This window comes from Chenggangzhangella methanolivorans (assembly GCF_019797865.1).
GTDB lineage: Bacteria > Pseudomonadota > Alphaproteobacteria > Rhizobiales > Methylopilaceae > Methylopila > Methylopila methanolivorans.
Map to the genome: position 1 here is coordinate 3,867,767 of NZ_CP081869.1, position 21,755 is coordinate 3,889,521.

The window sequence follows — 21,755 nt, forward strand, 5'->3', positions numbered from 1 at the left end:
GGTAGTCGACGGCCGGCAGAAACGGAGCTCGCGGGCGGCGAGTTCACATAGACGACGTTCTTGGAGTTCTCGTCGCCCTCGAAATGGAGCGGGTAGAACAGCAGTCCGTCGGCCTGCTCGACGACCGGGAGCACGGATTTGCGCGACACGCTCGTCCAGCAGCCGAACAATGCGGCGACCTTGGTCTCCGACAGCATCTGCCGGCCGATCTGGGCGTAGAGCGGCCAGTCGGAGGCAGGGTCCGACGTCACGATCTCGATCGTCGAGCCGTTGACGCCGCCCCGCGGCGTTGATCTCGTCCGCCGCCATCTTGGCCACGAAATTCATTCGGCCTTCGAGGTTCGCCATCGTGCCCGAGGAGGAGAACAGGCAGCCGAGCTTCACCGGACCCGCCGCGCGCGCCGAGCGGATGAGCGGCGGGGCGGCGAGCGGAAGTGCCGCGCCGGCCGCAAGGCCAGCCGTCGTCATGAGGAAGCTTCTGCGGTCGAACTTGCTCATCGCCGTCACGCCTTCGCAAAGGATTTTTCGCCCCTGAAGCTGGAGGCCGAACGCCTTGAGCCGCAAGGCCAAATAAGCGCTCGGCGAGCGCCCGAATTGGGCGCCGGGACGCTGACGAGACCCCAGTGTCAAAAATGACAGAGCGGCGCTTCCCGCCGCCGTTTCCGGCGCGACGGTCGGTCCGGCGAAGAGCGTTGAAATCCTTGCTCCTGCGGGCGTCGGCGAGATGGCTGGGTCGCCTGACGAGAGAGTTGCCAGCGCGGCGAGAGGATCATTCTGCCTTGAGAATGTGCATGCCCGCTCGCACGGCATGACGTCCGCGAGGTAAACGAGATGGCCGCTTCGCGCCTGACCGACGAGGAGATCGCCGCGCTTCTCCGCGAGGTCTCGAACGGCGCCTCGATGGAGGCGGTCTGCGCCGCCGCGCATGTGTCGACGCGCACTTTCTATCGATGGAAACGGAAGTTCGACGGGCTGACGCCTTCCGGCGTCCGTCAGCTCAAGGCGCTGCGGCGGGAGAACGCCGAACTGCGCAGGCTGTTGGCTGAGCGGAGCGCCCGGCCGGCAGGAGCGCCGTCCATTCCCGACGCGGCCGAGCGCGGCGCGACCGGAACGCGGCTGCGCGAGATGCACGGCGTGAGCCTCGGCCGGTTCGCGACTGTCCGGATTTCCGGCGGCTGATCTCAGCCCTTGAAACGGCGAAGGCCGCGCCTCTCCGAAGAGAAGACGCGGCCCTCTTCCCGGCAGGGATCCCAGATTACTTCAGCTTGTTGAGCGAGGTGTCGAACGACAGGCTGACCAGGTAGCGGTCGCCGCAGGAGCCGCGGCTGCCGATGTGGGTGAAGCACTCGCTCTTCTTGAGGTTGCTGTCGCTGTAGCGGAAGTCGAGCGTCATCGCCTTGTAGGTCAGGCCGACGCCGGCGTCCCAGTAGTTGTAGTCGGGCGCGAAGTTCTTGCTGGTCCACATCCGCGAGAACGAGCCCGAGAGGTACGCGCCGAGCTCCGGCATGGTGTCGAGCGGCGCGAACTTGTACTTGGCGAAGCCGGTGGCGTGAGTGATCTCGGCGCCGAGATTGATGTAGTCGGTGCCGTAGTAGATGTTGCCGCCGAACGAGAAGTTCTCGGTGAGCGCGTAGCTCGCGATGCCGTAGACCTTGCCGTAGGCGAGGGTGCGGCTGCCCTTCACTTCGCTCAGGAAGTCGACCCAGACGTAGCCGGCGTCGAGGGTGAGCTTGTCGAAGGTGTGGCGAACGCCGCCATAGATGTCGACTTCGGCCGACGGATCCTGCGCGCCGCCGAAGTTGACGCTGGACGCCCAGACGCCGGCGTAGACCCAGTCGAAGGCCTGCACTTCGACATAGCCCTGGACCGCGGGGTCGCCCTTGGTCTGCGAGATGCCGCGAACGAGGTAGTCGGACGTGCCCTTGACGCCGAAGGCGACGTCGAGCGGAGCGGTGGTGACGTCGATGACCTCAGGCATGTCGGCCGCAGACGCCGCCGAGACGCCGAGCGACGCCGAGAGGAGGGCGGCCCCGACCGCCAGAGAAAGCTTAGACATATTCCTTAGTTCCCCGATGAAAGAAGTGTGACGACATTCACGCAAAATCTAGATGCATGCGCTAGATGCAAAGGGCGGCTCACTGACGAGTTTTCCGAAGCGTGTCTTCTGCGCCGCAGCATCTCATTGGCGAGAAAGAGAAAATCCGCTCGCGGCGCGTGCGTTCGAGCAATCAGGCGGTATGGGCGGCGCAGCGTTTGAACAAGTAGATGTTCGCCCCGCCGGCGACCGCGCCCGCATCCGGGACGCGCAGTTGTTGGGTGAAGTAGCGATGGACGATGCGCGCAGCCGATGGCGACAGGGTCGGCTTCCAGAGCCAGATGTCGCGATCAAGGTCGATCTTGTGCTCGTCGGTGAGAGCCGACTTCGCGTCGACCGCGCAGCCGATCCGCCACTCCTCGGCGTTCCCGCCGAATTCCTTGAAGTAGCTGAGGAACTCGAATTTCACCTGCTGCGGGCTGAACACCATCGGATCAGCCCGGCATCGGGGTGAGACGCGCGTGGACCGAGACGTCGGCGGTCCGCGATCGCCATTTCGAGACGGCGGCGGCGCCCGCGCGCTTTTCGTCCGAGGACATCTGACCGACGAGGCCTTCCAGCGCGTTCAGCGCGGTGCCGACGCCGTGCTGGGCCGCGAGCGACAGCCAGACATAGGCCTCGACCCGGTCCTTCTCGACGCCTGTTCCGTTGGCGTAGAGGAAGCCAAGGCGCGCCTGCGAGGGATAGTGTCCGGTCTCCGCCGCTCGGCGATACCAGTCGGCGGCGGCGCGCGGATCGGCGTCGGCGCCCTGGCCTTTCGAGAGCAGCGTCGCGAGATTGTACTGGGCGTACTGGTCGCCCTGTTCGGCGGCCCGCGTCAGCCATTTGATCGCCTCGACCTCGTCGCGCGCGACGCCCTGGCCCATGGCGAGCATGGCGCCGACATTGGTCTGGGCGAGCACGTTGCCGGCCTCGGCGCCCGAGAGGTAGAGCGCGAACGCCATCTGCAGCGAGGAGGCGACGCCCTGGCCGTGGGCGTACATCACGCCGAGCCAGGTCTTGGCCTCCGCGTCGCCGCGGTTGGCGAGCGTCTCGAACAGGGCGAAGGCCTCGTCGAAGTCGTCGCGGTTGTAGGCCGCGACGGCGTCAGCGAGCGGCGAGCCGTTCTCGACGGAAGCTTTGGCGGAGAGCATCTCGATCACCCCTTCGGGTTCTGGAACAGCGGCTGGTCGATGGGGCCGAGCGGGGCGCGGGCGACGCGGTCGGCGAGCGTCCTCTGCATCCAGGCGGCGAGGGGAGAAGTCTGGGCCGGCAGCGGTTGGCCAATCGTCTCGGGCCGGTGGCTCGTGCCGAAGCGCGACAGCGCGCGGTGCGCCTCGACGCCGTTCGCCGCGCGCTCCTCGATCTCGGCGCGCCAGCGGTCCATCGAGGCCTCGGGGGCCGCGCCGTAGACCGAGAGGCGGCAGAGCGTCTGGCCGATGGCAGTTTGCTGCAGGACCGCGACCGCGGTCTCGGTCTCGGTCGAGATCAGGACGAGGTTCGGGAACAGCCAGGCGACCGTCGCGCCCTGGCCGTCGGCGAGCGTCGTCGTCGACACCGTCCACCCGCCGCGGCGGTCCTCGCCGATCGGCTCGCCCTCGGCGAGCGCGGTTCCGAGGAGCTTCCAGTTCGCGGGATATTCGAGCCAGAGCTCGCTCGAGCGCTCGGCCTTGTGGTTGCCGAAGGCGCCCATGGTCCGCCCGAGGAGGCGCAGGCTCTGCTCTGGCCAGTCGGGCGCGACGTCGAGATTGACGAAGATCAACGGGCCCCAGCTCTTCGCCTGCGCGCTCAGCAGGCGTTCGGGGCGCAGGCCCAGATACTGGTGCATCTCGGGCGTGCCGTCGCCGAGCTCGGTCGCCGGGATCGCGCGGCGGTCCCGGCTGTAGCCGCAGGAGGTGAAGGAGCACTTGGTCTTCGCGCCGGTCTGGCATTGCAGCGGAATGGCGCGGCAGCCGCCGTGCTGGGCCTTGTTGAAGCGCGCCGCGAGGCCGTCGTCCGTGCGCTGAACATGGACGCCATGGACGCCGACGGTGAAGGGCAGGAGGTCGCCGACGTTCGGGATCGCCTCATGCGAACCGACGCAGATCCAGTCGCGCGTCCAGACCGCCTCGTCCTCGAGGTGGGTGAAGGCGAGCGAGCGGACCGCCGCCGGCGGCAGCATGAGGGCCTTGCCGCCGTCGCCGATCGCGTCGGCGTAGAAGGCGGGTCCGGCGAGGTCATGGCCTTCGTCGAAGAATCCGAGGTCCGGGCGGTGCGACATCGGCCGTGCCTTTCGATCGGGGAGGGGGCCGGCGCCCGCGGGGGCGATCCGCGGGCGCCGGAGTTGGCGCGTCAGGAGGACGTCTGCGCCAAGGCCGGGGACTCGTAGTCCGCGCGGCCGCGATGCTTGATCGCGTCGGCCGGGGGCGGAGGCAGCGGGCCGTCCTGCATGAAGTGGTTCAGCACGTTGCCGACCAGCTTCGAGATGTTGTTGTCGCCGTTGTTCCAGGGCAGCGAGCCGCAGAACGCGATCGACGAGAACGAGAAGGCGCCGCCGCCGCAGGGGGTCTCGTGGAACGCGATGTCGCCGCGGACGCGGGGATGCGTCGTGCCGTCGAGGCCCTGCTGGTTGAAGCCGAAATCCTCCATGACGAGCAGGTAGGCTTCGGTGTGGCGGCCGGCCGAGGTGGCCACAGCGAGCGTGTGCGGGGGCGAGCCCAGCATGGTGTCGACGATGTCGAGCTCGAGGCCGGCGGCGCCGCCGCCCACGAGGCCGAAATTGCCGAGCGGCTCGTCATAGGTGATGCCCTCGAACGCGAAGGCGACGCGGGGGTCGAGCGAGTCCGGGGTTCGGCTGAAGTAGGTCGAGATGTCGAAGCCTTCGTTCGTCATGCCGACGCCGGCGACCGAGTAGAGCTGTCGGCCGCGGAAGCGCCACATGCCGCCGAGTTCGCCCGTGCCCTGGTGGTAGTATTCGCCCGGATCCGCGCGCCAGGTGCGGATGCCGCTCTCGCAGCGCCGCATCTCGGTGACGACGCCGCGGCCCTTGCTCTCGTAGGCCGGATGGTAGGAGTGGACCCAGTACCAGCCGTCGGCGCCCATATACATGATGCGGCCGCCGCGCTGGGTGTAGTTGTGCAGCGCGTCGAGCTGGGTGCCGGAGTTGTGCTCCGGGTGCGAGCCCGTGATGACGACGTTGTAGCCCTCGAGACGGGCGACGCCGTCATAGGTGACGTCCTCGTCCGTGATGACATCGTACTGGTAGCCCATCTGCTCCAGCCAGTAGATCAGGTGGAGGTCGGCCGGGTACTGCCAGGGCGCCTGGGCGAGGAAGTGGTCGTATTTCGGCCGGATCGACAGGATCGGGCGAAGACGCGACGACAGGCAGATGCCGGAACCGTCAGTGTGCGTGTCGTAGATCGAGCCGCCATACTCGCGGTGCTCGGCCAGGAACATGTTCTGGTGCTGCATGATCGGCACGCGATAGACGAAGAGCTCCGCGCCGCCGGCGTTACAGGCCACATGCTCGTTGGCGTAGGCCATGTAGCTGATCGTCGGGATCATCACGGCGATCTTGGACTGCTCTTCGCCGATCTTGGGAACGACCCAGAACGGGATGTAGTCTTCGTCGCCTTCCGACGTGGTGAGCTTCAGCGCGTAGGAGGTCGAGCGGCAGCCTGCCGGGACGGTCCATTCGCAGTCCGAAGTCCAGCGCGCGTCGTCGACGTCGTCGTCGTGGAAGTGGATCGCGCCGTATTCCTTCTTGGCGTGCTTCCAGTCGAAGTTCTGGCCCGCCCAGTTGTAGCCGGTGAGCGCGCGGGTCGGGCAGTTCACCAGTTGCGCGTCGAAGCGATACGGGCCGTTGTCCTTGCCCACGATGGTGTCGATGCCGTCCCAAAAGTCCCAGGCGCCGACGATGACTTCGGAGAGCGCGCCGGTCGGGCCGGAGTTGCGGCGCTCGGTGAGGCCGGGCTGCGCGCCGAGCTTCATCTGCTCGATCTCGAGGCGCGACAGCGCCTTCTTCGACAGGCGCGGGCTGTCGATCTTGCCGTTGTACTTGCCGGTGAACCACACGCCTTCAGGGAGCGAGGACTTGCCGAGCGCGCTGTCGTCGATCTTGTCGACATAAGCCGCGATCGCGAGCGGGGCTGGAGTAGGAAGCGGCTTGGCGGAGATCTTGGCGACGACGGGCTCGATCACCGGATCGAGCGCATAGACGATCTGCGGCTCGTGATAGAGCGTCGCCTCGCCGGTCGCGGCGTCGTAGCTCGCTGCGACGAAATGCCAGGCGTGGTCGCGGATCGGCACGCCGGTCGTGACCTTCTCGCCGTTGATGCGCAGTTCCAGGAAACCCTCTTCATTGATGAAGAGGCCGTAGCCCTTGTCTCCGGACCACTTGGTCACGAGACCCTGCGCGCCGTGCTTCCAGTAGCGCGGATGGGTCTTGGGCGTCGTCGGCCAGATGTAGCACTGGAGCGTGAAGCTCTCGACGTTCAGCTGCGGCTTGTCTTCGACGAAACCGTAGGAGCCGCCGTGGATGATCTGCTTCTTGCCCTTGTAGGTTCCGTTGACCTCGGCATCGACCGCCTTCTCGATGAATCCGGGGCCGCGCGGGTTGGTGTCGCCATGGATCATATGGACGACTTCGGCGGTGAAGTCGGTCGGGCCGTCGCAATTGACGTAGAACTTGATCTTGTCGCCGGGGTGCACGCCGAATTTGTCGGCGTATCCGGTCAGGCGCATCGCGCTCATCGGATGGGTCTCCAGGAGTCCTGAGTGTTCGGGCAAGCGCCGGACGTTCGGGCGCCCAAGGGGCGTCCGCCGATCAGTCCGGCGTCGGGCGGCCGCTAAGGCCGCCCGGTCACTGTCGGGAAGGTTCGGTCAGGTGACCGGCCAGTTGTCGTCCTTGCGCTTCCAGCCTTCGTGGAAGTGCTCGGGCATGCCGGCGGTCTCGGGCAGTTCGTCCAGGCGCATCAGGAAGATGTCGTGCTGGATCTCCTGCTCGCAGGTGTAGACCTTGTCGTTGACGAACTCCGGCGGCACGCCGCGGATGCCCGACAGGCGGCCGATGCGCCATTCGGCGTCGACCTTGGTGCAGATCACGATGAGCTTGCCCTTGGGGCTCTCGCCGCGCATGCGCAGGAGCACGCGCTTGAGGTCCGGGTTCTCATGCACGCCGCCGGTCACCACGGTGGTGTCGCCGGGCGTCTCGCACTTCAGCACCGAGAAGCCCGCGACTCCCTTCATGGAGTCGACGCACTCCTTGTGCTCCTTGATCATCGCCTCGCGCTCGGGCGTGCCTTTCTTCGGAATCGGGATCATGAGCCTGCCTCTCTGAAGCAACGTCGCCTTGTCGAAGGCGCGAAAAAGCCTCGACCGCAAGCAATGCGGCCGTCAAAGTCCAGAAAAGGCAGAGCCTTTTCTTTATTTTGGTGAGTTCAAATCTAGCTCACACCTAGGCGTAACGTCAATGGTGCGAAAGAATTTTTCTAGACGATCAATCTAGACGTTTTTAGATCGTCATGTGGCGTTCGACGAGCTCGTCGGTCATGTCTTCGATCGGTCCTCGCGCGACGACGCGGCCGTTGTCCACCATGATGAAGGAGTCGCCGAGCTTGCGCGCGACCTTGATGTGCTGCTCGGTCAGGATCAGCGAAATGCCGAGCTCCTTGTTGAGCATCTTCAGGATCTCGCCGATCTCGTGCACGATGTTGGGCTGGATGCCCTCCGTCGGCTCGTCGAGCAGCAGGATCTGAGGCCCGACCGCGAGCGCCCGCGCGATGGCGAGCTGCTGCTTCTGGCCGCCCGAGAGAAGGCCCGCGCGACGGTCGAGGTTCTCCTTCAGGTATGGGAAGATCCGCAGGCACAGCTCCGGGATCTCCGGGGCCTTGTCGGCGCGCGCGAATGTGCCCAGCAGAATGTTCTCGCGCACCGTGAAGTCCGAGAGGATGCCGCGCCCTTGTGGCACGTAGCCGAGGCCGTAGGTCGCGCGCTGGTAAGGGGCCTTGCCGGTGAGTTCCGTCCCGTTGATGCGGATCGCGCCCGTGGACTTGTCGGTCAGCCCCATGATGGTGCGCATGAGCGTCGTCTTGCCGACGCCGTTGCGGCCGAGCACGCAGAGGCACTCGCCCTTCTGCATCTCGAAGCTGAAGTCCTTCAGGATGCGCGTCGCGCCGTAATAGGACGTGACGTTGTCGAAGTTGAGCAGCGTGCTCATGCCGCCTCCTTCTCGCCGAGATAGACGTCGCGCACGCGCGCGTCGGCTTCGATCTCCGAGATCGTGCCTGTGGCCAGCAGCGAGCCCATGTGCATCACCGTGACCACGTCCGCGATCTCGCGCACGAAGCCCATGTCGTGCTCGACCACGATCAGCGTCGCGGTCTTGCGCAGGTCCTTGAAGATCCGTGCGGTCTTCTCGATCTCGCCCTCGGTCATGCCGGCGATGGGCTCGTCCATGAGGAGGAGCCGTGGCTCCTGCATCAGCACCATGGAGATCTCGAGCCACTGGGTCTCGCCGTGGCTGAGGATGCCGGCGCGCTCGTTGAGGCGCCCCGAGAGACCGCCAAGCGTGGCGATCTCGTCGAGCTTCTCCTTCAGCCCCGCCTTGCGGAACTTGAACAGGTTCCAGAACGGGTTGGTCTGCCGGCTGTAGGCGACCTCGAGGTTCTGGCGCACCGTCAGGTCACGCAGCACCGCCGGCACCTGGAACTTCCGGCCGATGCCGGCGCGCGCGATGACGTGCTCATGCTTGGCCGTGATGTCCTCGCCGGCGAAGATCACCTTGCCGGAGGTCGGCTTGATGCGTCCGGTGACGAGGTCCATCGTCGTGGTCTTGCCGGCGCCGTTCGGGCCGACGAGGCAGCAGAGCGTCCCTTCGACGACCTCCATCGAGAAGTCGTTGATCACCTTTGTGGCGTCGAAGCTCTTCGAGAGATTGTGGATTTCGAGAAGTCCGGGCATCTCGCGCTTACTCCGCCGGCACTGGTTTGGCGTCGCCGTTCGGCTCGGCTGAGGTCTTCGGCTTGGAAGCCAGCAGTCCGAGCGCGGATTCGAGCAGGCTCGCGAGCCCGTTCGGCAGGAAGCGCACCACGATGATGAAGAAGCCGCCGAGGATCAGCAGCCAGGTGGCGAGGAAGGTGTCGCCGAGATAGCTCTGCGCGCCCATGATCAGGAAGGCGCCGCACATTGAGCCGAGCAGCGACAGCCTGCCGCCGATCGCGGCCCAGATGACCATCGAAAGGCTGAAACTGACGTCCATCTGCGCCGGCGAGACATACTGCACCAGCATCACGAGGCAGCAGCCGGCAAACGCCGCGATCATGCCGGAGACCGTGTAGATCATGGTCTCGTAGCCTGCGACCGAGTAACCGAGGAAGCGCACGCGCTCGGCGTCGTCGCGGATCGCCTGGGTGACGAGGCCGAACGAGCTCTGCGTGATGAGCTTGGCGACCACCGTCGCGACCACGAGAATGCCGAGCACCGTCAGATAGGCGGTCGACGAATAGGGATCGATCTCCACGCCCGCGATCTGGAGGGCCGACGGCGGGGTGATGCCGTTGACGCCGCCCGTATAGGGCTGGCGGTCGAGGATGATGGTGTAGAAGGCCGAAAGCATCGCGAGCGTCATGATCGCGAAGAACGGCCCCGAGACGCGCGCGCGGAACATGATGCCGCCGAAGATTGCGCAGAACAGCGTCGGCACGGCGATCGCGAGGAACAACCCGGCGGCGGTGTTCGAGAACGGCTCCCAGAACCAGGGCAGCGCATCCAGGCTGTTGTTCAGCATGAAGGGCGGGATCGGGTTCGATTCCGACTGGCTCTGCATCTGCATGGTCATGGCCATGCCGTAGGCGCCGAGGCCGAAGGCGATGCCCTGGCCGAGGTTCAGGATGCCTCCGAAGCCCCAGCAGAGGCTGATGGAGAGCGCCAGCATGCCGTAGACGCCATAGGTGGCGAGCTGGTTCAGCAGGAAGGCGTCGTCGACGAAGCTCGGGATCAGCGCGAGGCCGATGAAGAACGCCGCGTAGACGAGCCACTGGGCGGTCTTGTTGTGATAGAGGTTGCCCATTGTGTTCACCGGTTCCTGTTCTTGAGGTCCGGACGCGTCATCGACGCGCCCCCGCCTGGGCGAACAGGCCCTGCGGCCTAAAGCGCAGGAACACCACGATCAGCACGAAGATCAGGAAGCGCGCGAAAGTGTCGTTGCTGAAGAAGGCGAACACCGACTGAAGCTGGCCGGTGACGCCGCTCGCCACCACGGTGCCCGCGAGCGAGCCGCCGCCCGTCACCACCATGAGGAAGGCCTGCACCACGTAGCTCGCGCCCATGGTCGGCAGCACAATGGCCAGCACCCCGAAGAGCGAGCCGGCGACGCCCGCGAGCCCTGCGCCGAGCGCGAAGGTCATCATGTAGATCCGGCTCGAATTGATGCCGAAGGAGGCGGCCATCTCCTTGTTCTGCATCACGGCGCGGACCTGGACGCCGAAACGGGTCTTATAGAACAGCAGCCAGATCCCGAGCACGCAGAGCGCCGTCACCAGAAGGATCACGACGCGGAAGGTCGAGACCGACGCGAAGCCGAGCGAAATGTTGCTCGAGAACAGCGCGGGCGCCGCGAGATATTTGGGGTCGCTGCCGAAGATCAGCCGCACGCCCTGCATCAGCACGAGCGAGACCCCGTAGGTCGCGAGCAATGTGTCGAGTGGTCGATTGTACAGGTACTGGATCAGCCCTCGCTCCAGCACCAGCCCGACCGCCGCGACGATCACGAAGGACGCGGGAATGCAGAGCAGGTAGGGCAGGCCGAAATAGTACTGCAGCATGTAGGACGAGTAGGCGCCCAGCATGATGAACTCGCCATGGGCCATGTTGATCACCCCGGCGGCGCCGTAGATGATCGTGAGTCCGAGCGCCGCGATCAGCCAGATGCTGGCGATGCTGACCCCGAGAATGAGGGCGTTGAGCAGCGAGCCTATGTCCATCGTGCCGATCCGTATTCTGGTAAGCGTGGCGTCGGGCGCTAAGGGCGCGCGTCTTGCCGCAATGCAACAAAGGCGCCCCGCGGAGATGCGCTCTCCGCGGATCGCCATGCGTCAGGTCAGATGACGTTCGTGCGGAGCTTGCCGTCCGGGCCCTTGAGGCCCGTGGCGGTGCAGGTTCCGGCGTCCGGATAGATCGAGTACGGATCCGGCTTCACGTGCTCGGCCGCGGCCTTGACGATCTTGAACGTGCCGTCGGCCTGGCACTGGCCGATCTTCGGCTTCAGCCAGGTGTTGAAGTTGTTCTCGTCGATCCATACGAGGCCTTCCGGCGAGATGTTGTCTTCAACCCGGATGCCGCCCGAATTGTCGCGGATGGCCCGCGGCGTGACGTTCTCGAAGCCGACGGCGGCGGCGGCCTTCTCGAAGCCCGCCTTGAAGACGTAGGCCGTGAGATACGTCTCCTCCATGTTGTAATGGGTCGTGCCGTTCTTGCCGTATTTCGACTTCAGGAAGTTCTCGACGAACTTCTGGTTGGTCGGGTTGTCGAGCGTCTGGAAGTACGGGGCCGAGAGGAAGTGGCCGGCGCCGAACTCCGCGCCCATGGCGCGTGTCTCGATCTCGCCCGTGGTGAGCGAGGCGATCGGCATCGAGTCGACCTTGAAGCCTTCCTGCTTGAACTGCTTGTGGAAGGCGATGTCGGAGGCGCCGACGACGGTCGAGAAGATGAAGTCCGGCTTGGCGTCGCGGATCTTGCCGAGGACGGGTCCGAACTCCGACGAGCCGAGCGGGATGTACTCCTCGCCGACGAGCTCGCCGCCGGCCTTCTCGAGCCAGATCTTGGCGTTCTTGTTGGACTCCTTCGGCCACACGTAGTTGGAGCCGACGAAGAAGACCTTCTTGCCGAACTTCTCCACCATGAAGGGGATGAGGTCCTGCGAGTGCTGGTTGGCGAGCGGGCCGGTGCAGATGGTGTTCTGCGTGCACTCCGCGCCTTCGTAGCAGGTCGGGTAGTAGAGCAGATGGTTGCGCTGCATGACCGTCGGCAGGATCGCCTTGCGGCTTGCCGAAGTGTAGCAGCCGAAGAGCGCCGTGACCTTTTCGCGGAGGATGAGCTCCTTGGTCTTCTCGGAGTAGACGCCGAAGTCAGACTTCGCGTCGACGATCACCGGCTCGACCGGCACGCCGCCGACGCCGCCGTTCTTGTTGATCTCGTCGAAGGCGTATTGAAGGACGAGGGTCGAGTCCTCTTCCGGCACCGCGAGCGCGCCGGTGAGCGAGAACAGCAGGCCGACCTTGATCGGCTCGCCCTTCTTGAGCGGCGCCGCATAGGCCTTGTCGGACGTCATGATGTTCGGCATGGCGACGGCGGCCGCCGATGCGGCGGCGGCGGTCGTAAGCAATCTGCGGCGCGTGAAGTCCATAGTCCGGGATCTCCTGAAGGCAGCGAAAAAGGGCCCGCCCAGACCCGCGATCTGGCCGAGAATTCATTGGCGCCCTTGCCGTTATGTCTAGATGCTATGACGAGGCCTGAAATCGCGTCAACGGCTTTCCGCACGGTGACGGAAGTTTCTTCATGGGCGCGCGCTGCGGCGCATCAATGATGTGCAGAAGCCGAAGGATTGAGCTGGAATAGCCTGATGGGTGAGCAATCTTGCGCGTCGTTCCAGTGGTTTGCCGGTTCCGCCCGGTCTGGCGGGCGGCGCTTGCGCATGGCGCCCGCGCGTCGGCGGAGGGGCTGTCAGGACTATCGAATGAGCCCGAATTGTGTCTAGATGTTTTTATTAGGCGGCTTACTCGCCCCAGGATTGTTCTGGATTGCGAGTGGAGACGCTTTCAACATGTAGGCTTTGGAGGTTATGGCTTGCCTCTAACGGATCGAAGCGTCCGATTCCGGCGCGTCATGCGTTCAAGCAAAGAAGCTGCCTAGGCTCAGATGAAGATTTTGATCGCCGACGACCATTGGGTCGTGCGTGAGTCTCTCAAGCAGGTGATGCGTCGCCTGCAGCAGACGCTAGACGTTTTCGAAGCCGAGACCTTCGCCGAGGCCGAGGGCATCCTCGCGCAGCATCCGGACATCGACCTGATGCTCGTCGACCTGGTGATGCCCGGTTTCGAGGAGTTCGACGGCCTCCGGCGCCTGCGGGCCGCGTTCCCCGACACGCCCGTCGTGGTGATCTCCGTTCATGAAGACGTGGATCACGTGATGCGCTCTCTCGAGCAGGGCGTGATCGGCTACATCCCGAAATCCTCGGGCGGCTCCGAAATCGAACGCGCGCTTGAACGCGTGCTCGAGGGGGAAGTGTCGTTTCCGCGCCGGATCATCGAGCGGTCCAGCGCCGCCGCGGCGACTCGGGTTCCGGCCTCCGTCGCGCCGCGATCCGTCCCGTCGGCCGCCGCGTCCACGCAGCCGGAACGCGACACCGACAATCTCACCGCGCGCGAACGAGACGTGCTGTCGCTTCTCGGGCAGGGGTTCTCGGTCAAGCGGATCGCGTCCGAACTCGATCTCAGCAGCCAGACCGTCCGGGTTCACCTCGGCAACGTCATGAAGAAGCTGAACATGAGGGACCGGTCCGAGGCGGTTCATTACGCGATCAGCAATTACGAGGCGCTCGCCGAACGTGGCTGACCATTCGGGCTCTGGTCCGCAGGTTCTCGACGCGACCGTTCTGGCGGGGCTCGACGCGTTGCCCGCGGGCGTCGCGATCTGGGCGCCCGATCGTACGCTCGCCTACGGCAACGCCGTGCTTCGCCAGAGCCTCGACGCGCCGCCCGCGCTTGGCGAAGCTTTTGAAGACTTCGTGCTGCGCCTCGCGCAGTCCCGCGAACTCGGCCTGATCGATCCCGACGCCTGGGTCGCCGGAGAGATCGCTGATTTCGGCAAGGAGAAGACGTCCGATTACGTGCTCGCCGCCGGCTCCGTGATGAACGTCACGCAGAAGCCGACGCGCGACGGCGGCATGACGGTCTCCTATTCGGACGTGACCTCGATCAAGCGCAACGAACAGGCGCTGCGCGAGGCCAAGGAAGCGGCTGAAGCGACCGACGAGGCGAAGTCGCGGTTTTTTGCGCGCCGCCAATCACGACCTCCGCCAGCCTTTGGCGTCGCTGAAAATCCTGATCTACAGCTGCATGCGCGAGGAGGCGTCCGAGACCCGCGCCGAGATGCTGCACGCGATGAGCGTCGCGGCGCTCATCATGGAGGATCTGCTCGGCGCCCTGCTGCAGATCGGCCAGCTCGACGCCGGCCGCATCCAGCCGCGGGTGACGAGCTTCCAGCTCTCCCAGATCTTCGAGCGGCTCGCGATCCAGTTTCGCCACCAGGCGGAGGAGAAGGGCCTGAAGCTGCGCTTCGTCACCCCGCGCGGGACGGTCGCGACCGACCGGGCGCTGCTGGAGCGCATCCTGTCGAACTTCGTCGCCAACGCCATCCGCTTCACCGAAGTCGGGACCGTGCTGGTCGGCTGTCGCAAGGAGGGCCGGATGCTGCGGATCGAGGTGGTGGACACCGGCCGCGGCGTGAAGGACGAGGATCTGGAGCGGGTCTTCGAGGAGTTTTATCGCGCGGCGGAAGAGCGGCGGGGTCAGAAGAGCGGCTTGGGTCTCGGGCTCAACATCGTCAAGCGCCTCGCGGAACTGCTCGAACATCCCGTGCGGCTGCGCTCGCGGCCGGGCTTCGGCTCGATCTTCTCCGTCACGGTCCCGCGCGGAAACGTCTGGCACAGCGAGGGCGGCGAGGTCGAAATCAGCGAGACCGTCGCGGGCGAGTTCGTCGGCACGCCGGTGCTGCTCGTCGAGGACGACGACATCCTGCGGCGGAGCATGACGCAACTCCTGCAGCGCTGGGGCATCACGGTGCACGCCGCGGCCGACGAGGCGGAGGCGTTGCGCCTCGCCGACGAGGGCGTCTCGGTTAAGCTGATCGTCGCCGACTTCAACCTTAAGAGCCGCACCGGCGTCGAGGTTGTCCGGGGGTTGCGCGAGGTTTTCGGCGCGGCGACGCCCGCGATGATCGTGACTGCGGACGCCGAGCCTCGTGTGCTCGATGACATCAGGGGGGCGGGCCTTCCGGTGCTGATCAAGCCCGTGAGCCCGCCGCGGCTGCGCGTCCTCATGCACAACCTGCTGTTCGAGCCCGGCCTCGTGGCCGGCCCGCGTTGAGGGACGTCGACTTGCCCGCCGAGTTTCCGCCCGTCCCGATCGGGAGCATGATCCCGCTCACCGGTCCCTCCGCGGCGGACGGCGCCGAGTTCCGGAAGGGCATGATCCTCGCGGTGGAGGAGCTGAACGCCCGCGGCGGGCTGCTCGGGCGTCGCTTCGAGCCGATCTTCGCCGACACCTGCCGCCAGACTGCCGAGGAAGTGGTGGCGGCGGCCCGCTGGCTGATCGAGAAGCACAAGGTCCACGCCATCGTCAACGGCTACAACATCGGGCCGCAAAACTCCGAATACGAGCCGATCGCCGACGCCGGGATCATCTACGTCCACGCCAACACGCTGCTGCAGCACCACGACACGATCATGAGCGATCCCGAGCGCTATTTCGGGATCTTCATGGCCGACCCCGCCGACTACTGGTACGGGCCGGGCTTCATCAAGTTCATCTCGTGGCTGCGCGACACCGGCCAATGGACGCCGAGCTCCGACCGGCTCGCCATCGTGTCGGGCTCGAAGCCCTACTCGATCGTCATCGCCAACGCGATGGCGGCCTCGGCGGCCGACTATGGCTGGCGGGTCTGCTTCGGGCCGCGGATCGTGCAGACGCCGACGACCCAGTGGCGCGAGGTGCTGGAGGAGGCGCGCGCCGCCAACCCCGCTGTGCTCGCCAACACCCATTTCTATGCAGGCGACCTCGCGCACTTCCAGCGCCAGTTCGTCGAGAAGCCGCTCGACTGCATCGTTTATCTCCAATACGGCGCGACCCACCGCTCGTTCTCCGACATCGCCCAGGAGGCGGCGACGGGCGTCATCGTCTCCTCGGTCGTCGGCCTGCTGCGGGACGAGATGGGGAAGCGTTTCGAGGCGCGCTACAACGCCCGCTTCGGCGAGGGCTCGACCGCGACGATCGGCTGCCAGTCCTACTCCAACATGCATCACTACGCGGTCGCGGCCGCGATGGCGGGCGGCTCCGGCGCGCCGGGCGACTTCGAGCAGAACCGGAAGGTCGCCTACGCGCTGAAGGGCATGATCTACCGCAGCGTCCAGGGCACGATCCGCTACCATCCGGACTGGCAGGCGGTGGTGCCCTATCCGGTCGTGACCCACGACCCGTCGCTCGGCATGCCGCACATTTTCTACCAGATCCACGATCACCGAAAACCGCTCTCGATGATCGCGCCCGAACCCTACAACACAGACCGGTTCATCCTGCCGCCCTGGATGAGCGGCAAGAGCGCGGCGAAGCCCGCGCCCAGCAATCCGCGGGGGCTGACGAACCTCTGACAGTCGCATTTGTCTTGTCCCGGACTTGATCCAAGACCCAGACGCGCCGACGGACCCAGGCTGTTCTCACCGCTTGCCGCGTCGTTCGGAAAGCTCAGCGGTTCTGGGACCCGGATCAAGTCCGGGACAAGGGCGCTTGCTGCCGACGCGAAGACGGGCGTTAATGGCCTCCGCGGCCCGAAGGCCGCCTTTCCCGCCGACAGGACCGTCGCGGGCTCCGGCAAGGACGCCGGCCGAGGGTGAGCCACGCTCGCCCCGCCGCCTCCGTTCATCCCATGCCGGGAGCCCAAAAAGTGTCCGAAAACCTTTCAGCCCAGATCATCCACGACGAGCCGTTCTTCCGCGCGGTCGCGGACGAGATCGAGATCTTCGCCGCGGCTTACGCCGGTCGGCTGCCGGTGATGCTCAAAGGCCCCACGGGATGCGGCAAGACGCGCTTCGTCGAGCACATGGCGTGGCGGCTGAAGCGCCCGCTGGTCACCGTCGCGGCCCATGAGGATCTCGCGGCGGCTGATCTCGCCGGCCGCTTCCTGCTCGCGCCGGAAGGGACCGTCTGGCACGACGGTCCGCTCACCGCCGCGGTGCGCATGGGCGCGATCTGCTATCTCGACGAGATCGTCGAGGCGCGGCAGGACACCACCGTCGTGATCCATCCGCTCACCGACGCGCGCCGCTCGCTGCCGCTCGACAAGAAGGGCGAGCTGGTCGAGGCCCATCCCGACTTCCAGCTGACGATCTCGTACAATCCCGGCTACCAGAGCGCGGTGAAGGACTTGAAGGAGTCTACCAAGCAGCGTTTCGTCGCGATCGAGTTTTCCTACCCCGAGCCCTCCATCGAGGCCGAGATCGTGATGCGCGAGGCGGGCGTCGAGGCGCCCATCGCGAGCGGGCTCGTCGACGTCGCGCTGCGCTCGCGGAACCTGCGCGGGCAGGGGCTCGCCGAGGGCGCCTCCACCCGCATGCTGATCCACGCGGCGAAGCTCTTGCGCGGCGGCGCGCCGCTCTCGGCGGCGCTCCGCTCCGCCATCCTGCTGCCGATCACCGACGAACCGGATCTCCGCGAGGCGCTCGGAGCCGCGATCGCTGCAAGCCTTCCGAACGGCCTCTCGCTGCAATGAGCCTTGCTGTCCTCGAAGCCGCAGCGCCGGCGGGGGAGAGCCGCAAGGCGCTGGCGCGGCTGCTGTCGAGCCGTGCCGATGTCGGCGAGATTTTCGCCGCGACGCTGAAGCGGCTCGATGGGCGCTGGGAGGCGCGCGACGTCGAGCTCTGGGCCGCCGGCGCGCTGGCGCTGGTCCACGCCAATGCGGGGGGGCTGCCTTGGCGCGTTCTTCCGCCTGACGCAGGCGCGGCTTCCCGATCAGGACGCTATAGCGCTCGCCGCCGACGCGCGCGGAGCCGCAGAGGTCGCGCGCCATGCGGGTTCGGCCGCCGCTCTCGCGAGCCTCGAGGCGACGCCCGCCGCGATGCTGCGGCTCGCCTCCGCACGAGACCGCGCGCATTGGTGGGCGGGCCTTATAAGGCTCGCGCGAGAAGCGTCGGACTGCGTCTCGCTGCTCGCGGCCAACATCCCAACCGTGCTGGCCGCCTGCGACGGCGAGGCGTTCGAAAGCTTCGTGGCCGCCGGCCTGAAGGCGGCCGGGCCGGACCGGAAGAAGCGCGCCGCCTTCTTCTCGCTGGCCGATCCTGCGGCTCGCCGTCTGCTGGAGCGGGCCGGCGGAAGGCCTGGCTTCGACGATGTCGAGCGGCGACTGAAGCTTTATGGCCGAGCTCTGTGGGGAACGACGCCGCGGCTCGCGGCGCTCGAGGGCGTCGGCCATGCGCCGGCGCCGCAGCGCGTGTCGATCGCCGGCGGGCTGATCCGCCTGCCCCATGTCTTCCGCGGCGTCGCTGCCACCCGAACGGAGCCGCTCTACCGAGCGGCGCTCGCCCATGCTCAGGCGCATCTCGCCTTCGGGACCCGCCAGTCGCCCAAGCGGCTGCGGCCGCTGCAGATCGCCATGATCTGCGTGATCGAGGACGCGCGCGTCGAGGCGCTCGCCACGCGCCGCTTCCCGGGCCTGCGCGCGCTCTGGACGCCCTGGCATGAGGCGGCGCCCGGCGACGCGATGACGGCCGCAGGGCTGATGGCGCGCCTGTCGCGGGCGCTGCTCGACCCGCTTACGAAGACGACGACGGCTTCGTTGAGAAGGGGCGAAGGCTTTTCGCGGAGGCGGACGGGCGCCTCGACGACCAGACCCTGTCCCGCGCGATCGGCGGGCTGCTCGGCCACGACATGGGCCAGATGCGGCTGCGCTTCGACCCGAAGGCCTATGTGGTCGAGCCGCTCTATCGCGACGACAACCTGCATCTCTGGGACGCCGATGATCCGTCGGACGAAATGTCCGACGAGATCGAGCAGGCGGTCGACGCCGCACGGCCGACGCCGCAGGCCGCCGACGACGGCCGCGAGAGCGACAAGGCGCCGAAGGAGCAGGCCGGCCGCGCCCGCGAAGTCCCGGCCGACGAGCGCGGTTCGGTGATCGCGGCCTATCCCGAATGGGACCGCGCGGCTGGCGCCGAACGTCCCGCCTGGACGACAGTGCGCGACACGCCCGCACCGCTTGGAGACGCGGCGGCGCTGGAAGCCGCGCTCGAGCGGCTCGGCGGCTTTTCCGATCGCGTCGCTCGGTTGGTGCGCGGCGCGCGCGTCGGAAAGGCCGCGCGGCTGAAGCGCCAGCCGGACGGGTTCGACCTCGACCTCGACGCCGCGGTCGACGCCGCGATCGCGCTCCGCATCGGCGACCTGCCGGACGAGCGCATCCATCGCGCGTCTGGAAAACGGGCGCGGGACGTCGCGACCGTGGTGCTGGTCGACGTCTCGGAATCCACGCGCGACCGCGTCGGCGCCTCGTCGGTGCTGGAGATCGAGAAGCTCGCGGTCGCGGCGCTCGGGCGCGCGATGGAGACGACCGGCGACGCTTTCGCCGTGCGCGCCTTCGCCTCCTGCGGCCGCGACGACGTCCGTCTCATCCGCCTCAAGGATTTTGGAGAGCGTTTCGACCGCGAGACCATGGCGCGCCTTGCGGGGCTGACGCCCGGCCTTTCCACCCGCCTCGGCGCGGCGTTGCGTCATGTGGGGGCGGAGCTGGAGGTGGTGCGCTCGCATCGCAAGCTCGTCATCGCGCTGACCGACGGCGAGCCGTCGGACATCGACGTTTCAGACCCGCTCGACCTCGCCGAAGACGCCCGTCGCGCGACGCTGTCGCTGCGCCGACGCGGCGTGGACGTCTTCGGGGTGACGCTCGGGGCGGCGCAATCGAGCGCGGTGTTCGGACGGGCGAACACGATCCCCGCGCGGCGGCTGGAGGAGCTGCCGGCGCGGCTGTCGGAACTCTATTTCCGGCTGGCGCGGCTGTGAGGGAGTGCGTGCTTCGAGACGCCGTCTCCGACGGCTCCTCAGCATGAGGACCGTTGGTGGGGCGTAAAACTAAAACCGACCTCATGCTGAGGAGCGGTCCGGAGGACCGCGTCTCGAAGCACGCAGTTCCTCTCCGCCATCGTCCTCCGGCTTGACCGGAGGACCCACGGTCGTCGTCGGGCTTTACGCTGGAGGTGGATCCTCGGGTCAAGACCGAGGATGACGGCGGAGGTTCACTTCCTCCGCCGCGCTGGACAAAATCCCAGCATCGCCTCGACGCCGAGCGAAAACAGCGCCTCGACGCCGAGCGTGATCCGCCCGCCATTCGCCGCGATCATTCGCACCCCGAGCCCCGCGCTGTTCGGCAGCGGGCTCGCGCCGGCCCGACAACCGACAGCATCAAGCGCGGCATCTATGGCGGCGGGGTCGGGAAGCCTCTCCTTCGGGCCGAGCAGCATCGCGGAGCCATAGGCGCCGGCTCCCGGGCCGAGCAGCGACCGCGCGCCCCATGAGCTCGGAGCCCCGCACCGCCGCGCGGTCGCGCACCAGCGTCCGGCCGTTCGGTCCGCGCACCACCGTTTCGGCCGAGAGGCTCGCGAACGGCCGGTCCTCGCCCGCAAAATCGTGCCACGCGACGCCGTCGGCGATGATCGCGAGCGCGCCCTCGGCGAGGCGCACCTCGGTCGTTGTCGAAAGCTCGGCGCCGGGAAACATCACCAGCGGATCGAGCGTCAGCGCCGCGAAGGCGCCTGCGCCGACCTCGACGCGCGTGGTCTGGCGGGCGGGCAGGGCGCCGGTGTCGTGCACGACCGTCGCGGCCTGGCTGGTGACATGCGCGCTCGCGCCGGCTTTGACGGTCAGCGACAGGTCGAGCCGGTCGGCGCGGTAAACGCCGCCAGACGCCGACTGGAGATAGAGCGTCGCGAGCTCCGGCCGTTCCCGGTCCAGAGCGAAGGGTTTCGTCACGTGGAACGGATAGGGCGTCGTCTGCGCGACGAGCGCCGATCGCCCGCCGCCGCGCGCAAAGACGAGCCGCGCGCTGCGATGGCGCCCGGCCGCGGTCTCGCCGATCGCGTAGGTTTCCGGCTTCATTCGCTGAACAGCACGGCGCGCGCGATCATGTCCGCGACCGCCTCGACGCCCTCGCCCGAGCGCGCATTGGTGGCGATGACCGCCTTGCCGTTCCGCACCGCGTTCGCGTCTTCCAGCATTTTCGGCAGGTTCACCCCGACATGCGGCGCAAGGTCGGTCTTGTTGACCACCAGCAGGTCGCTCTTGAGGACGCCAGGGCCCTTCTTGCGCGGAATGTCGTCGCCGCCCGCGACGTCGATGACGAAGATCCACCAGTCGACGAGATCGAGCGAGAAGGTCGAGGCGAGGTTGTCGCCGCCGGACTCGAACACGATCAGCTCGAGCCCCGGAAACGCCGCCTCGAGGTCGTCGCCCGCCGCCATGTTGAGCGTCGGGTCCTCGCGGATCACTGTATGCGGGCAGGCGCCTGCCTCGACCGCTAGCACGCGTTCGGGCTCGATCAGGCCAGAGCGGCGCAGGCGCTCGGCGTCTTCCTTGGTGACGAGGTCGTTGGTGACGACCGCGAGGTTCACGCCCCGTCCTTTCAGCACGGGTATCAGCGCCTCGATCAGCGCCGTTTTACCCGAGCCGACCGGCCCGCCGATGCCGATGCGCGCGGCGGAGGTTTTTGACGCAGTCCCCCTGTCGTTAGAGGCGGCGGGCGCCTGTGTCTTCCCCTCCCCCTTGTGGGGAGGGGTGAGGGGTGGGGGTGACGCCGGATGAGGTTCGAAGATAGCCGCAGCTCTACGTTCGGCGGCGGCGTTTTGTTCTGAACCACCCCCACCCTTACCCTCCCCACAAGGGGGAGGGGG

20 protein-coding genes and 2 pseudogenes are annotated in these 21,755 nt (G+C 67.0%); 8 read left to right on the forward strand and 14 right to left on the reverse strand.

What is annotated here, in order from left to right; translation table 11 throughout:
- Nucleotides 1–47: 47 nt before the first annotated feature.
- Nucleotides 48–251, reverse strand: a pseudogene (locus K6K41_RS20240) (transporter substrate-binding protein); the annotation flags it as partial.
- A gap of 580 nt (nt 252–831) precedes the next feature.
- Between K6K41_RS20240 and K6K41_RS20245 the strand changes: the two are divergent.
- Nucleotides 832–1,179: a transposase gene (locus K6K41_RS20245; RefSeq protein ID WP_261401997.1), complete on the forward strand. Its 348-nt coding sequence runs from the start codon at nt 832–834 to the stop codon at nt 1,177–1,179.
- Nucleotides 1,180–1,255: 76 nt separating this feature from the next.
- On the opposite strand, the gene K6K41_RS20250 is transcribed toward K6K41_RS20245, so the two are convergent.
- The 11 genes from K6K41_RS20250 to K6K41_RS20300 form a co-directional block, all read right to left on the reverse strand.
- The gene (locus K6K41_RS20250; protein ID WP_261401998.1) at nt 1,256–2,056 is read right to left on the reverse strand and encodes a TorF family putative porin; all 801 of its coding nucleotides are present in this window, start codon (nt 2,054–2,056) and stop codon (nt 1,256–1,258) included.
- Between the two features lie 172 nt (nt 2,057–2,228).
- Nucleotides 2,229–2,525: a hypothetical protein gene (locus K6K41_RS20255; RefSeq protein ID WP_261401999.1), complete on the reverse strand. Its 297-nt coding sequence runs from the start codon at nt 2,523–2,525 to the stop codon at nt 2,229–2,231.
- Between the two features lie 4 nt (nt 2,526–2,529).
- The gene (locus K6K41_RS20260) at nt 2,530–3,228 is read right to left on the reverse strand and encodes a tetratricopeptide repeat protein (RefSeq protein ID WP_261402000.1); all 699 of its coding nucleotides are present in this window, start codon (nt 3,226–3,228) and stop codon (nt 2,530–2,532) included.
- Nucleotides 3,229–3,233: 5 nt separating this feature from the next.
- Nucleotides 3,234–4,334, reverse strand: coding sequence for a Rieske (2Fe-2S) protein (locus tag K6K41_RS20265; protein WP_261402001.1), 1,101 nt, complete (start codon nt 4,332–4,334; stop codon nt 3,234–3,236).
- 71 nt (nt 4,335–4,405) lie between these two features.
- On the reverse strand, nt 4,406–6,805 hold the full coding sequence (locus tag K6K41_RS20270; RefSeq protein ID WP_261402002.1) for a N,N-dimethylformamidase beta subunit family domain-containing protein: 2,400 nt from the start codon (nt 6,803–6,805) through the stop codon (nt 4,406–4,408).
- Nucleotides 6,806–6,934: 129 nt separating this feature from the next.
- Nucleotides 6,935–7,375, reverse strand: coding sequence for a N,N-dimethylformamidase alpha subunit family protein (locus K6K41_RS20275; protein ID WP_261402003.1), 441 nt, complete (start codon nt 7,373–7,375; stop codon nt 6,935–6,937).
- A 190-nt stretch (nt 7,376–7,565) separates the two neighbouring features.
- A complete protein-coding gene (urtE, locus tag K6K41_RS20280; protein WP_261402004.1) occupies nt 7,566–8,270 on the reverse strand; it encodes an urea ABC transporter ATP-binding subunit UrtE in 705 nt (234 codons plus the stop codon).
- Nucleotides 8,267–9,013, reverse strand: coding sequence for an urea ABC transporter ATP-binding protein UrtD (gene urtD / locus K6K41_RS20285; protein WP_261402005.1), 747 nt, complete (start codon nt 9,011–9,013; stop codon nt 8,267–8,269). The genes urtE and urtD overlap by 4 nt, the downstream gene beginning before the upstream one ends.
- A 7-nt stretch (nt 9,014–9,020) precedes the next feature.
- Entirely contained in the window at nt 9,021–10,121 is a 1,101-nt protein-coding gene (gene urtC, locus K6K41_RS20290; protein ID WP_261402006.1) for an urea ABC transporter permease subunit UrtC, read from the reverse strand.
- 37 nt (nt 10,122–10,158) lie between these two features.
- Nucleotides 10,159–11,034: an urea ABC transporter permease subunit UrtB gene (gene urtB / locus K6K41_RS20295; RefSeq protein WP_261402007.1), complete on the reverse strand. Its 876-nt coding sequence runs from the start codon at nt 11,032–11,034 to the stop codon at nt 10,159–10,161.
- 116 nt (nt 11,035–11,150) lie between these two features.
- Nucleotides 11,151–12,455, reverse strand: a complete 1,305-nt coding sequence (locus K6K41_RS20300; RefSeq protein ID WP_261402008.1) for a transporter substrate-binding domain-containing protein — start codon at nt 12,453–12,455, stop codon at nt 11,151–11,153.
- 512 nt (nt 12,456–12,967) lie between these two features.
- Between K6K41_RS20300 and K6K41_RS20305 the strand changes: the two genes are divergently transcribed.
- From K6K41_RS20305 to K6K41_RS20335, 7 genes and pseudogenes are all read left to right on the forward strand, one after another.
- A complete protein-coding gene (locus K6K41_RS20305; RefSeq protein WP_261402009.1) occupies nt 12,968–13,663 on the forward strand; it encodes a LuxR C-terminal-related transcriptional regulator in 696 nt (231 codons plus the stop codon).
- Nucleotides 13,656–13,982 (forward strand): annotated as a pseudogene (locus K6K41_RS20310) (hypothetical protein); the annotation flags it as partial. The gene K6K41_RS20305 and the pseudogene K6K41_RS20310, both read left to right, overlap by 8 nt.
- A 151-nt stretch (nt 13,983–14,133) precedes the next feature.
- On the forward strand, nt 14,134–15,195 hold the full coding sequence (locus K6K41_RS20315; RefSeq protein WP_261402010.1) for an ATP-binding response regulator: 1,062 nt from the start codon (nt 14,134–14,136) through the stop codon (nt 15,193–15,195).
- 47 nt (nt 15,196–15,242) lie between these two features.
- Nucleotides 15,243–16,475, forward strand: a complete 1,233-nt coding sequence (locus K6K41_RS20320) for an ABC transporter substrate-binding protein (RefSeq protein ID WP_261402011.1) — start codon at nt 15,243–15,245, stop codon at nt 16,473–16,475.
- Nucleotides 16,476–16,750: 275 nt separating this feature from the next.
- Entirely contained in the window at nt 16,751–17,593 is an 843-nt protein-coding gene (locus K6K41_RS20325) for a CbbQ/NirQ/NorQ/GpvN family protein (RefSeq protein WP_378148904.1), read from the forward strand.
- A gap of 183 nt (nt 17,594–17,776) precedes the next feature.
- The gene (locus tag K6K41_RS20330; protein WP_261402013.1) at nt 17,777–18,994 is read left to right on the forward strand and encodes a hypothetical protein; all 1,218 of its coding nucleotides are present in this window, start codon (nt 17,777–17,779) and stop codon (nt 18,992–18,994) included.
- A 374-nt stretch (nt 18,995–19,368) separates the two neighbouring features.
- Entirely contained in the window at nt 19,369–19,872 is a 504-nt protein-coding gene (locus K6K41_RS20335) for a VWA domain-containing protein (RefSeq protein WP_261405797.1), read from the forward strand.
- A gap of 399 nt (nt 19,873–20,271) precedes the next feature.
- On the opposite strand, the gene K6K41_RS20340 is transcribed toward K6K41_RS20335, so the two are convergent.
- Entirely contained in the window at nt 20,272–20,964 is a 693-nt protein-coding gene (locus K6K41_RS20340; RefSeq protein WP_261402014.1) for an urease accessory protein UreD, read from the reverse strand.
- Nucleotides 20,961–21,554, reverse strand: coding sequence for an urease accessory protein UreG (gene ureG / locus K6K41_RS20345; RefSeq protein ID WP_261405798.1), 594 nt, complete (start codon nt 21,552–21,554; stop codon nt 20,961–20,963). The genes K6K41_RS20340 and ureG overlap by 4 nt, the downstream gene beginning before the upstream one ends.
- Nucleotides 21,555–21,755: the final 201 nt, after the last annotated feature.